The sequence below is a fragment of the Congregibacter sp. genome (assembly GCF_045107095.1).
Classification (GTDB): domain Bacteria; phylum Pseudomonadota; class Gammaproteobacteria; order Pseudomonadales; family Halieaceae; genus Congregibacter.
Window position 1 is genome coordinate 43,914 of sequence record NZ_JBGCFU010000036.1, and the last position, 12,218, is coordinate 56,131.

Annotated in this window: 12 protein-coding genes; 9 read left to right on the top strand and 3 right to left on the bottom strand. The window is 55.5% G+C overall.

Annotated features, from left to right (window positions below):
• Positions 1 to 18 precede the first annotated feature (18 nt).
• The 4 genes from chlG to AB8B76_RS06800 are packed head-to-tail and all read left to right on the top strand — an operon-like array spanning position 19 to position 3,825.
• Positions 19 to 933, top strand: coding sequence for a chlorophyll synthase ChlG (gene chlG / locus AB8B76_RS06785; protein ID WP_405271260.1), 915 nt, complete (start codon positions 19 to 21; stop codon positions 931 to 933).
• Complete coding sequence (locus AB8B76_RS06790) at positions 930 to 2,288, top strand: BCD family MFS transporter (RefSeq protein ID WP_405271261.1); 1,359 nt, start codon at positions 930 to 932, stop codon at positions 2,286 to 2,288. The genes chlG and AB8B76_RS06790 overlap by 4 nt, the downstream gene beginning before the upstream one ends.
• The gene (locus tag AB8B76_RS06795; RefSeq protein WP_405271262.1) at positions 2,278 to 3,492 is read left to right on the top strand and encodes a geranylgeranyl diphosphate reductase; all 1,215 of its coding nucleotides are present in this window, start codon (positions 2,278 to 2,280) and stop codon (positions 3,490 to 3,492) included. The genes AB8B76_RS06790 and AB8B76_RS06795 overlap by 11 nt, the downstream gene beginning before the upstream one ends.
• 60 nt (positions 3,493 to 3,552) lie before the next feature.
• The gene (locus tag AB8B76_RS06800) at positions 3,553 to 3,825 is read left to right on the top strand and encodes a hypothetical protein (protein WP_405271263.1); all 273 of its coding nucleotides are present in this window, start codon (positions 3,553 to 3,555) and stop codon (positions 3,823 to 3,825) included.
• 43 nt (positions 3,826 to 3,868) lie between these two features.
• Here AB8B76_RS06800 and acsF read toward each other — a convergent pair whose 3' ends face one another.
• On the bottom strand, positions 3,869 to 4,933 hold the full coding sequence (acsF, locus tag AB8B76_RS06805) for a magnesium-protoporphyrin IX monomethyl ester (oxidative) cyclase (protein WP_405271264.1): 1,065 nt from the start codon (positions 4,931 to 4,933) through the stop codon (positions 3,869 to 3,871).
• Between the two features lie 198 nt (positions 4,934 to 5,131).
• Here acsF and AB8B76_RS06810 point away from each other — a divergent pair, with 198 nt between their 5' ends.
• Positions 5,132 to 5,617 (top strand): BLUF domain-containing protein, encoded by a 486-nt coding sequence (locus AB8B76_RS06810; protein ID WP_405271265.1) that lies wholly within the window; start codon positions 5,132 to 5,134, stop codon positions 5,615 to 5,617.
• A 124-nt stretch (positions 5,618 to 5,741) separates the two neighbouring features.
• Here AB8B76_RS06810 and AB8B76_RS06815 read toward each other — a convergent pair whose 3' ends face one another.
• Entirely contained in the window at positions 5,742 to 8,138 is a 2,397-nt protein-coding gene (locus tag AB8B76_RS06815) for a hypothetical protein (RefSeq protein WP_405271266.1), read from the bottom strand.
• A gap of 291 nt (positions 8,139 to 8,429) precedes the next feature.
• On the bottom strand, positions 8,430 to 9,659 hold the full coding sequence (locus tag AB8B76_RS06820; protein WP_405271267.1) for an Nramp family divalent metal transporter: 1,230 nt from the start codon (positions 9,657 to 9,659) through the stop codon (positions 8,430 to 8,432).
• 77 nt (positions 9,660 to 9,736) lie between these two features.
• Here AB8B76_RS06820 and AB8B76_RS06825 point away from each other — a divergent pair, with 77 nt between their 5' ends.
• The 4 genes from AB8B76_RS06825 to AB8B76_RS06840 are packed head-to-tail and all read left to right on the top strand — an operon-like array spanning position 9,737 to position 12,214.
• A complete protein-coding gene (locus tag AB8B76_RS06825; RefSeq protein WP_405271268.1) occupies positions 9,737 to 10,585 on the top strand; it encodes a glycosyltransferase in 849 nt (282 codons plus the stop codon).
• Between the two features lie 30 nt (positions 10,586 to 10,615).
• Positions 10,616 to 11,374 (top strand): hypothetical protein, encoded by a 759-nt coding sequence (locus tag AB8B76_RS06830; RefSeq protein WP_405271269.1) that lies wholly within the window; start codon positions 10,616 to 10,618, stop codon positions 11,372 to 11,374.
• On the top strand, positions 11,371 to 11,841 hold the full coding sequence (locus AB8B76_RS06835; RefSeq protein WP_405271270.1) for a GNAT family N-acetyltransferase: 471 nt from the start codon (positions 11,371 to 11,373) through the stop codon (positions 11,839 to 11,841). Before AB8B76_RS06830 ends, AB8B76_RS06835 begins: the two co-directional genes overlap by 4 nt.
• Positions 11,828 to 12,214, top strand: a complete 387-nt coding sequence (locus AB8B76_RS06840; RefSeq protein WP_405271271.1) for a hypothetical protein — start codon at positions 11,828 to 11,830, stop codon at positions 12,212 to 12,214. The genes AB8B76_RS06835 and AB8B76_RS06840 overlap by 14 nt, the downstream gene beginning before the upstream one ends.
• Positions 12,215 to 12,218 lie beyond the last annotated feature (4 nt).

Here is a 12,218-nt window from a genome sequence, read left to right on the forward strand (position 1 = left end):
GGTTCTATATTACACCTCATGCAGCCCGCTGATCTCACCACGCCACCCCGCGCTTTTCCTGAACCCAAGGCTCTTATTGAGCTTCTCAAACCGATTACCTGGTTTCCACCGATGTGGGCCTTTGTTTGCGGAGCGATCTCCTCCGGACAATCTTTGGGCGATCATCCGGGCTTGGTGGCGGCGGGTGTCATTCTCGCTGGTCCTTTGGTTTGCGGTGGTAGCCAGATTGTTAATGACTGGTTCGACCGGCATGTAGATGCCATCAATGAGCCGAATCGTCCTATTCCGTCGGGGCGGGTACCCGGCGAGTGGGGGCTTTACTACGCTATCGCCTGGTCTGTGCTCGCTCTGGGTTTTAGCGCCCTGTTGGGAGAGTGGGTATTTTGGGCGACCCTGGTGGGGCTTTTTCTCGCCTGGGCCTATAGTGCGCCACCATTGCGCCTGAAGTTGAACGGTTGGTACGGCAATCTTGCTGTTGGTGTCAGCTACGAGGGGCTCGCATGGATTACCGGTGCGGCCGTGATGCTTGGCGGTGTGATGCCGTCGCCAGAAATCCTCATGCTCGCTGGCCTATATAGTCTTGGTGCTCACGGCATCATGACGCTCAATGATTTCAAGTCCATAAACGGTGACCGAAGTATCGGCATTCGTTCTCTGCCCGCCAGTTTAGGTGCCGATACAGCTGCGCGCCTTGCCTGCGTGGTTATGGCGGTCCCTCAGCTCGTGGTCATAGGCATGCTTGTTCTGTGGGGGCACCCTGTGGCCGCCGTAGGAATCGCATGCTCGTTGTTTCTTCAGGCCTTAGCGATGGTGAAAATGCTTAAAGACCCTCTGGGCCTTGCGCCTTGGTACAACGGCACAGGTGTGACTCTGTATGTTCTGGGCATGATGTTGAGTGCCTTTGCGATTCGCGGCACGGTGTCGTGGCTGTGAATCAAGCATTGGGTCTTAGCTGGGCAGGTATCGTGCGTTTGGGTTTGGTGCAGACTAGTTTGGGCGCGATCATTGTTCTTACGACAACGGTTATTAACCGCGTCATGGTGGTGGAGCTGGCGCTGCCGGCAATGCTTCCCGGGATATTGGTCGGGATTCACCACGCAGTTCAAATGTCTCGGCCACGTTTCGGGCATGGCTCTGATGTAGGTGGGCGGACAACCGGCTGGATAGTTGGGGGTATGCTGGTGCTTGCGCTTGGCGGTGTCGCCGCAGCCGCAGGCACGGTGCTTATTGCTACTGATGTCTTTTGGGGGCTGGTCGTATCGACGCTGGCGTTTGTAGCTATTGGGCTTGGTGCCAGTGCTGCAGGCACCTCTACGCTTGTTACCCTGGCTAAACACGTAGCGCCTCACAGAAAAGCGGCGGCGGCGACCATTGTCTGGATTATGATGATCGCGGGTTTTGCAGTCACCGCGGGGGTCGCCGGACAATATCTTGATCCTTTTACACCGATGCGGCTGCTATTCGTTACAGCCTCTGTCTCGGCGATAGCGTTTGTTGTGACCGTAGTTTCAGTTTTCCGCCTTGAGCCGAAGAATGTTCTTACTGCTCAAGATCGAGCAGCCTTGAGTGCGCAGCGAGGAAGCTTTTCAAGAGCCTTGCGGGAAGTTTGGCGCGAGCCCGAAGCCAAGCGCTTCACCATCTTCGTATTCGTTTCTATGCTCGCCTACAGCGCGCAGGATCTGATACTCGAGCCCTTTGCAGGCACGGTGTTTTCGATGACGCCGGGTGAGTCCACGTCTTTGTCTGGCTTGCAGCACAGCGGTGTTCTCTTGGGGATGATTCTGGTGGCCGCGACGACGCTTATTCGAAAGAACGCGGACACCGAGGTGCTGCGGCGCTGGACGATTGGTGGCTGCCTGGCGTCGGCTGTCTCTCTTGCGGCGATTGCCATTGGGGGAAGTTTTCCGCAGACCTGGCCCCTCGGAGGCAATGTGTTTGTGTTGGGGGTGTCTAATGGAGCTTTTGCTGTAGCGGCCATCGCGTCGATGATGAGTCTCGCGAGTGCGGGGAAGTCAGGCGCCGAGGGTTTGCGCATGGGTTTGTGGGGTGCTTCCCAGGCTATCGCCTTTGCCTTGGGCGGTTTTCTAGGGACCGTTGCTATTGATGTGAGTCGCGTTTTTATAGGCGACCCTGTTATGGCCTACGGTCTGGTCTTTAGTCTTGAGGCGGTTATGTTTGTCGTAGCCGCGGTAATCGGAATGCGTTTGCGGCCTGCGGTGTCTAACGACCAGCGGCCGATGCCTAGTTTTGGCGAGATCGCTATGGTGGAGGTGCTTGATGCACGATGAGCCAGTAACAGAAAAGCTGCCAGAATATGATGTGGTGGTTGTCGGTGGTGGGCCCGCAGGCGCCACCGCTGCCTACGACCTTACTAAGTCGGGTAAAAGTGTTCTATTGATTGAGCGGGGCTTTCGTATAAAGCCTTGTGGTGGTGCCATCCCACCTCGGGCAGTAGAGCAGTTTAATATTCCCTCGGAACAGATTGTCGCGAGGATTCGTTCTGCCCGGATGATTTCACCGGCTGATCAACGAGTCGATATGCCCGTGGGTGACACCTATGTCGCGATGGTTGATCGAGACAAGTTTGATCCCTTTCTTCGTGACCGTGCAGTGGAAGCTGGGGCGACCCTGCAAATCGGCGCTTACAAATCCTTGGTTTATCAGGACGACGGACGAGTGCGTTTACGCTATCTCGATAAGTCCGGCAGTGGTGGTGAGCACGAGGTCTTAGCTAGCGCTGTGATCGGTGCCGATGGTGCTAAGTCCCGAGTGGGTGCGCAGTGCATTCCCGGTGGGGATAAGCTTAAGTGTGTGTTTGCTTATCACGAGATTGTGGAGGCGCCCGAGCCCGACGACGGTGCTGACTACCAGGAGACGCGTTGCGATGTCTGGTATCAGGGGCGGCTTTCACCGGATTTTTATGCCTGGGTGTTTCCCCATGGGAAGCATGCAAGTATTGGTACAGGTAGCGCGCTGAAAAATTATTCCGCGACAGCGGCCGTCGAGGCCTTGCGTAAGGATGTCGGACTGGATGGTGCGAAGACGGTTCGTCGAGAGGGTGCTCCCATCCCAATGAAGCCTCTAAAGCGCTGGGACGATGGTCGTGCTGTGCTTTTGGCGGGGGACTCAGCAGGGGTTGTCGCTCCTGCTTCGGGAGAGGGTATTTACTATGCTCTTCTCGGTGGGCGCTTGGCGGCAGACGCTGTGAATGAGTTTCTCTTGAGCCGTAACCCGGCAGCGTTAAAAACTGCGCGCAAGCGTTTTATGAAGCTCCACGGCAAGGTGTTCTTTGTTCTCGGTCTCCTCCAGCGATTCTGGTACGGCAGCGACAAGCGCAGAGAGAAGTTTGTCAAAATGTGTCGCGATCCGGATATTCAATACCTCACCTGGCAGTCGTATACGCAGAAAGAGCTGGTGCGCGAGCGGCCCACTGCGCACGTTAAGATTTTCTTCAAGGATCTTGCCGAACTGTTGGGGCTGGCGCGCGCTTAGGCTGTCGCGGCCCTGTGTTTCTTGCCGTGCTTTGATTTTGGCTGACCGAGCAGCGATGTCGTGGCGGCACTAGACGACTTTCTTCGTGGCGGCCATGCTGCAGAGTTGATATTGCTCCTCGTATTCTGCGAGCTATTGTTTCTTTCTTTTAGGTATATTCGAGGAGTTGGTGCGCCGCCGCAGCGGTGGTTGTCGCCACTATTGGCAGGTGCTTTCCTGGTGCTTGCCTTACGTCTCGCTCAATCTGATGCACCGGGAGAATTGCTCGGTTTGGCTTTGGCTGCAGCGGGCGTTGCACACCTTATGGGCTATGCCAGCCGCTGGCACGGCTGACATACGGTTACTTTCTTAGGTAGTTGTAAGCAGAGATATTCCGTTACCAGGTGGGCTCCATACGGAAGTCTTCTGGTAGTTCATGATGCTTGACGGGTAGACAGTAGAGTCTTGCAAAGGTGAGTCCAGCGGATACGGCCAAAGCTCCTGCTGTTAAACGCCCTATAATGCCGCCGCGTTCGTTCGCTGCCGTCGACTTGGCGCTGATGTCCCGCAGGCGCTCTAGCCCCTTGCGGAATCGCGGGTCATCCGTGTCAACCGACAATGGAAATACTTGCTGAGTAATGGCAGTGGTGATGTCGAAGACCCGGAAGTCGAATTCCGTGGGGTCCATGCCAAGCGCTTCGTAAAGCTTCGGTCGATTGTGGTCGCGCACATACATGGTCGAGTAGACCGCAATAATAAAGAAGCGTATCCAGAGTTTGTTGTGGCCGCGGAGCAGCTCCGGTTGAGCGCGCATCATTAGCGCGAAAGATTCGCCGTGGCGAAACTCGTCGTTACACCACTCCATGAACCAGTTAAAGATGGGATGAAAGCGCTGCTCGGGGTGTTTCTCCAGGTGGCGGTAGATCGTGATGTACCGCGCGTAGCCGATTTTCTCTGAGAGATAGGTTGCGTAGTAGATGAACTTGGGTCGAAAGTAGGTGTACTCCTTCTGCCGTTTTAGGAACCCAAGATCAACTGCCACTCCGAGTTGTTTAAGGGCTTTGTTGATAAAGCCAGCATGGCGGGATTCGTCTCGAGCCATATAGCCCATGAGGTCCGCAATCGCAGGATTTTCGACGTTCTTTTTGATTTCTTGATACAATACGCAACCGGAGTATTCGGCTGTGATCGAGCTGGTGAGAAAGTCGATGAATTCTTCGTGTAGTTCAGGGTCACTGGTAAGAGTTGTAGCGTCGTAGTCGAATTCCTGTCTAAAGTGGGCACGGTTTCGGTCCTCTTTGTACTCCTCCATCATCGCGTCCCACTGTTGGCGAACGGGTTCCACGTTGATTTTGCCGACGGAGTCGTAGTCTGTGCGATAAAAGCGAGGAGCTAAAAGCTCGCTGCGTACAGCCTGCTCCGTAGTGTCATTTATTTTGGCGGTTTGCATGGGGGCGTTCATGGCTGATCCTCTCACGTAGACTGCATTTGACCCATGAGGTGCGTTTTCGATGGCGGGTCTAAAAGTGTCAACTAAACTTGACTGTTCTATTGTCAAGAATAGTTAACTATACTCAAAGTCTCAAGGCCTAATTGCAGTTTGTTGCGGGTTTATTCGTAGCGTTTCAGTGGGCCTGACCACGAGTGCCGGGGAGGGCCTGTGGCAAAGCAACCCCACAAGTCTGTTAGTCAATCAGAAGGTGACGTAGAGTCCCTACAGGAGTTCACCTTGTACAGTTTGGGCTATGTCAGCACGCAAACGCGACCGCTGAACAACGATCAGATGCTCTCGATTCTAGAGAGTGCTAGGGAAGCGAATGCTCAGCTTGGTGTGACCGGGGTTCTCCTTCACCGACAAGATTCTTTTTTTCAGGTTCTCGAAGGTGCTAAGGAAGAGGTGAAGGCTCTATTCGAAAAGATCTGCCAGGACGCAAGGCATGAGCGAGTAGAGATCGTGACTGAGGGGCCTATTCGGAATCGTGAATACAACGATTGGCGGATGGCTTTTATAGAACTCGATGGTCAGGATTTTAGCGCGATGCCGGGTTTTTCTGATCTGATGCGAAACACGCCCGCCGCTAGAGAGTTCCTGCAAACGCTATCTAGAACCAAGAAGCTGGCATTGCTGTTTAGCGTGATGGATTAATCGATGGTTTAAACGTTAAACCTTATCTAAGCCAAAAAAAAGCCGATCTCAAAGATCGGCTTTTTTGTGCACGACTCCTCGCTAGCTCAGAGGCGTGATTCAAACGATTTCGCGAGCCTCTCCGTTAGGGTAGGGTCTCGTCGCACGCGTTTGGATCAGTGGGGTCTGGGTCATCCGAGCAGACCGTACTACACCCAAAACTACCAATCTGTGAGGTCGCGCCACCAATATCCTGTGCTAGAACGGTTATTCGTCCTCCACCAGGGATACCTGTACCGTTAATCCTGAGAGAAGTAGTGAACGCACCAGACTGCCCGACTAGGTCAGGCACTGTAAGCGTGAGGCTTTCCGTGCTCTCGGGGAATACAATCGCGCAATCCTGATCTGCGCGGAACGTTAGCGTCGTTCCGGCGCCAGGGGCATTGTTATAGACGTCCGCAACGTAGATTTCATATAGCGATCCTTCTTGCAGGATCGTAGTGGCAACTCTGGGATTGTCGGGTGTCTTACCCGCCAATACCTGAAGATTCTGTGCAGACGCCGTCAGAGTTAGTACTACAGACGCACGGACGTTCAATAACTCTCTGCTACAGAAAACACCATCACCATCGGGAGGGCATAGGCTGCCGTTGTAAACACCTTCGCCTGTGTTTGGGTCTACGTTCTCGCTGTAGACGCCATCGCCATTGAAATCGATGAACTCTTCAGACGAGCCTGCTGCTATGCAGTTCTCTTCTGGGCTGGGGCTGGGGCATTGCGGGCCAGCGAAGGGCGTATAAACGCCATCTTCGTTGTGATCGGTAAACGCTTCGGGCAGGTTCTCGAAAGACTCGCCCTCGTCGTAGACGCCATTACCGTTGCCATCGACAAAGAACTCCTCGCCGACTACTGTAATTGTTACGGTGCTTCGCAGTCCTCGAATCGCGCCGAGGTCGTTGGGGCAGGGCCCGAAGGAGCCTGTGTGAGACGGACAGTCGTAACTATTATCATCCACAGTCGTTTGAACTAGGTCCTGATTAAAGACCGGGAAGCGCGGTGCCTGGCTGGTCCAAAGCACACTGCAGGTGCCTACGGCCGGCGTCCCGGGGTCTGCTCGCTCACCGTTGCTGGTGCCCGTCAGGCACGACGTATCGATGGCGCCATACTCTGTGGTGAAGACTACGCTGGTGCCATCTGCGACGGGGTTACCGAAGCGGTCCACAAGGCGCACTGTGATAGTGGACTCGACACCATCAATATCCCGGGCTCCCGGCACATGAAACTGGCTGGCAGAAACGCTGATACCGTTCTGTTGGGGCAGGCCCGTGCTGATAACAATTTGGTTTGACGATGCGGCCTGCTGCTGGTTCTGACTGGTATCAAAGCTCGCAGTCACGACAGTGGAAGTCGCGACGTTACCCGCACTGACGTCAACAACGACTAGCCCTTGGCTGTTCGTGACCCCTGAAGTGTTCAAAAGGGTTATGCCGCCCAGGGCATTTGTAAGGGCAAAGTTGACGGTAACGCCTGCAAGCGGCGTACGCTTGTCGAGGTCCAGATAACCTGGCTCCCCGGGTGCCGGGTCGCCTGGCTCAAGAACGACGGCTTCTTCCAATACTTCAAAAGTTACCGATGCGACCTCAGGTCGGCCGGGGCCTCCGGTGTTTTTGAGAGCGATAATTGTGCGTCCATTTGTGTCGCCACCTTCGGTAGGCTCCGTGGATACGTAACCAATAAAGTTTGCATCACGGCCGGCAATAGTCACGCTGGCAGTTGCTGTTGAATCACCATCAACTAGTGTGGCTGTTAGGTCGTCGCTCGTTTCACAGCTCCCCGCGAGATATTCTGCGCTGGCAAGGCCGTCGAGAGTTTCGATGGTTAGCGTATTAGTGCCCGTTCCGGTATCGCCTATGGCGCGGAAAGATGCCAGACCGCTGAGTGAACACGCACTGGACAAGCGAATGAGCTGCACGGCACTGGATGGCGTTCCCGCCTCATCAACCACTGCCAATCTTGCGACAGCGCTGCCGCGGAACGCGAGGCTGTCACTGCTGAGGCCGATCTGACCGGCAATAAACGATGTGCCTTCGAAATACCCCAGGCTAAGGCCCGCGCCGGAGATTTCAACGCCGATGGTTGCGGTTACTGTGCCCCCGGGGCTTTCGGCGGTGACGGTGATCGTGTCCGCACCGAGCGTACCGCCGGCCTGAATTTCTAGTTCAGCGATGCCGTCGGCATTGGTGAGTGCCTGGCCGTTCGCTGGCGAGATTACAGCGAAATCTGCAGTAGCAAGAACCACCAGCCCGCTCACGGCAGCGGCATCGACAGTGTCTTCTCGGACCTCGATGCGCAGTGTGGCGGGAAAGGTCTCGCTAACTAAGGTGGTGGGATTGCCGGCGGGATCGACGGTTGTGAGCGTAATCGTGTAAGAAGTAACGTCGTTATCGCCGTCACCGGGGAGAAAACCACCGCCGCCGCCGCTACCTCCGCCGCCACCGCAGGCGCTTAAAACTGCGAGCATGGTGCCCACAATAGCGCTCATAATAGTGCTCTTGACGACGCCTACGGCGCCCCTTCGGCTGCACAGTGTGCGAAGGCCCTTAATCATTATCGTCCCCTCTGGGGATGGCCGAGCCGCTCTTCGGCGGTACCGGACCGCTCCCACTCCCGCTGGTTAGGCTTTCCTGATGCCTGCCTACTCTATACCGACAGGGCTCAGTTACGCTACACAGGCTACCACAATCCTAGGTTAATCATAGAAAAAATGATAAATAACATGGCGATAGCGCGTTTTTGTAATTTTTTACACAAACTTTCTCCAAAGGAAGACCCGCTAGCCGAGCAAGCCCAGTAACTTGTTCGCCCCCAAGCCCACCGTAACCCCAACCACCACAACACCCAGAAGGTTACTTCTCCAGCTATTGGCAGCTTCACCGAGCAACTCGCGCCTGTTCATCAGCCACAACAGTATTATCGCGATAATTGGCAGCAGCAGACCGTTGGCCGCCTGTGCGAATAGGATGAGACTCAGGGGGCGCGCGCCGGTAGCGGCAAACACGGTACCCGTGAGAACTACGCTCAGCGCGATGAGTCTGAATGCCGTGCCGCGTAAAGTGTCCGGTAGACCCAAAGCACCGCACACGGCATAAGCTGCTGCCAACGGGGCGGTGATCGCACTCGTGAGGCCCGCTGCGCAAAGGCCTGCGGCAAATACATAACGGCCTGCGGGGCCTAGTACTGGCTCCAGCTGTGTGGTGATTTGTTCCGGAGCAAAGGCCAGACCCTGAGCAAAAAACGTCATAGCAGCGGCGCTGACTATCGCAAGGGTAACCAGTCCTCCGAGAGAAACCGATAGCACCGTGTCGATCCGCGCGGAGGACAATGCCATGGCACGATCTGGTTCGTCAGCCCAGTGTTCTCGCGCGGCGTTGGCTTGAAGAAAGAGATTGTAGGGAACCACCGTTGTGCCAATGAGAGCGATGACCATGGTTAGCGATGCTTCAGGCAGCTGTGGGCGGAAGCCCTGCACAAGGGATGACCAATCGGGGCTTAGGAGTAGCGCGCTCGCGACAAACACAGCGCTCATGAGCAACACGAGGGCAATGAGTACGCGCTCAAGTTGACGGTAAGCGGGTAAGAACAGCAAGGCTGCTGAAGCGGCCCCAATGAGCAAGGCCCAGGTGCTCGTGTTGATTGCGGAGATGCTCTCAAGTGCAAGCGCTGCGCCAGCGATGTTTCCAGACTCGTAAGCGGCATTGCCCAGGCCGATCGCGGCGATGACAAGAACTATTGCTCCACGGCCCAGCCATCGCCCCGCAAGAGCCTCTCGCAGGGTGGTTGCCAGGCCTTTGCCCGTGACAATAGCCTGCCGGACGCTCATTTCCTGCAGTGCCATAGTCGCTACGACGGAGAACAGCAGAGCCCATAGCAACGCGTATCCATAGCCTGCGCCGGAGGCGCTGGCGGTAGCGATTGTTCCTGGTCCGACGAAAGCGGCGGCTACTAACAATCCTGGGCCGAAACCCCATTTGCGTTTTGGTTTTGGTGCTGCGGTTTTACTCAAAGCGGTTCTCTCGTGAATAGCTTATTGCCGGCATCTCGTCGATGCAGCCAGGTAGTCCAACTGCTAGTATCCGCCCGATGATAACCGAGGCCCGCATACCGCCGACACTCAGTGTGTCCATAGTGCTCCACAACAGTAGCCCTGATCAGTTACGTATCACCTTGCGTAGCCTTATGGCGAGCGTCGTTGCACTGCATGATCAGCTGCGAGAGCCGGTAGCCTTAACTATTCTGGACAACTGCTCTGAACCCGAATATCGGGACCAACTCGCCCAGCTCTTATCTGAGCTTGAAGTTAAGGATGCCCCGGCGGTCGATCTGAGTGTACGACATTCAAATGAAAACCTGGGTTTCGGGGGCGGGCACAATCTTGTTTACGAAGATCGGCCGGGACGGTACTTCTTGATACTGAATCCGGATGTGGAGTTGGCGGCCGATGCCCTTTACGAGGGGCTCCGATATCTTGAAGCCAATGCCGGGGTGGTGGCGCTAAACCCTTATTGCGAGCGCACTGACGGCAGTCGAGAGTACCTCTGCAAACGTTATCCAACGGCCTTCGATTTGTTATTGCGAGGCTTACCGTTTTCGTCCCTCAGGCAGATCTTTTCCGGAAGGTTGGCCCGCTACGAATATCGAGACTTGGAACATGCAGCGCCCGGTTCCGTCACGCTACTCAGTGGTGCGTGTTTGTTATGTCGCGGCGGCAGCTTTGCCGGGGCAGGACGCTTTGATGAGCGCTACTTTATGTACTTTGAAGATTTTGATCTTTCCCGGCGATTGGCGGTGGAGGGGCAGCTCATGTTTTTGCCGACCATGAGGATCGTGCATCAGGGCGGCTTCGCAGCAAAAAAAGGCATGCAACACATCCGCTGGTTCACGCGCTCAGCCCTGCGCTTTTTTAGTATCCATGGCTGGCGGCTACTCTGATAGCGCTGCGTCGGTGCTAGAATCACACCTATGAGTGCATCGCAAGAAATCAATCGCCTTCGCTACCTCGCTGCCATGGGGGTTCCCACTTATGTTGCGCGTCGTCCGTTGCCCGGTGCGGCAGTATCAGCGAAGTACGCGCTGCGGGTGAGTACCAGGGTTGCCGAGGCTCGTCCGGGTTCGACTAACAATATGGGTGAAGCTGGGTTGGCAACGTTAGCCACGCCGGACAAACGATCTGCAGGCTCCCCTCTTGCCGCACAGGCATTACGAGAGTCCCTGGCGCAGGCCACAGGGCGGCGGAAAACGCCTCAAACTGAGGCTGCATCTGACACTAATGCAACCGTGGCGAAGTCTGCGGCATCGTTGGCTCAGGTTCCGCGCTTCCGTTTGGCAGCAATGATCATTGGGAAAAGAATGTGGCTGGAAGAGTTGGGAGATGAGGCGCTTGCTCAGGATCAGCTTCAGCTCATTTCTGCAATGTCCCGCGCGCTGAGTCACCCCGCCGTGGACGAAGAAGCGGTTGCGGTTACGGAGTTTCGCTGGCCCCTTCATGACAATGCTCAGTTGGGGTTAGGGTCTGAAGATGCCGCGGCGACCTTGCAAGGATTTCTTTACCGACAGTTGGAGGAGAACGCCTGCGTTGAGTTGATCTGTCTTGGCGATGCCAGCAAGACCTTGCTCATGGATTTGAGTGTTCCTTGCGCGAGGCGCTTCGTGCCTTCAACCCGCGAGATGCTGAAGACGCCGCTGCTTAAGCGTGATGTCTGGAACACACTGCGCGTTTGACGGCCAATATTCGCGAGGCCACGCTGGGCGACATTGATGCCATTCTTGCAATCGATGGCGCGTACTCCCCAGTCTTTAACTTGCCGCAAAGCTACATCAAGCTCTTGGGCTCTAGCGGTTTACTTATTGTGGCGACCCGCGAAGATATCCTCTGCGGCTTCGCAGCTTGCTCTCGCGTGTTGGACGAAGCCACGCTGTTAAACCTTGTAGTCGAACCGTCATCGCAGGGATTGGGCGTGGCGAGAATGCTGCTAAAGACTACGACCGATCGGCTTGTTCATGGCGGTGTAACTCGCCTCATGCTCGAGGTGCGAGCGAGCAATGAACCTGCTCAATCCTTGTACCGATCGGTTGGATTTTTAAAAGACGGATTAAGAGAAGACTATTATCGTGGCCATAACGATGCTCCCTCAGAGGCAGCCGTTTTGATGAGCCGACAACTGGAGAATCCGAATGCGGGTACTTGAAGCTGGAGACTGGGGGATGTTGATCCCTGAAGAGTGGCAGGCGGAGCAGGACGAAGATGCAATTGTGATCGGGGATCGAGACGGTGTGGGGTGTATCGAGGTCAGCGAGTTACACAAGGAGTCAGGCGACTTTGGTACAGAAGATCTGCAGCAATTCGAGCCTGACGCAAGCCAGTGGGAGGCTTGCAGAAAGGGTAGCTTCGAAGGGATTTACAGGGCTTTGATTGAAGATGGTGCAGCCATTCGAGAGTGGTATCTCTACGCCGGAGCACTGCTTTTGTATGTTACCTACAGCTGTGAATTGGATAATCAGGGCTTGGATGACGCCGCGGTGGACGAAATACTCGACACGCTCCGCATGGCCGCCGAGTGACTGC

Bases quoted from the DNA above. Each gene is read 5' to 3' on its own strand.
- chlG (WP_405271260.1), top strand. From the start codon at position 19: ATGCAGCCCGCTGATCTCACCACGCCACCCCGCGCTTTTCCTGAACCC.
- AB8B76_RS06795 (WP_405271262.1), top strand. From the start codon at position 2,278: ATGCACGATGAGCCAGTAACAGAAAAGCTGCCAGAATATGATGTGGTG.
- acsF (WP_405271264.1), bottom strand. From the start codon at position 4,933: ATGAACGCCCCCATGCAAACCGCCAAAATAAATGACACTACGGAGCAG.
- AB8B76_RS06815 (WP_405271266.1), bottom strand. From the start codon at position 8,138: ATGAGCGCTATTGTGGGCACCATGCTCGCAGTTTTAAGCGCCTGCGGT.
- AB8B76_RS06825 (WP_405271268.1), top strand. From the start codon at position 9,737: ATGATAACCGAGGCCCGCATACCGCCGACACTCAGTGTGTCCATAGTG.
- AB8B76_RS06830 (WP_405271269.1), top strand. From the start codon at position 10,616: ATGAGTGCATCGCAAGAAATCAATCGCCTTCGCTACCTCGCTGCCATG.
- AB8B76_RS06840 (WP_405271271.1), top strand. From the start codon at position 11,828: ATGCGGGTACTTGAAGCTGGAGACTGGGGGATGTTGATCCCTGAAGAG.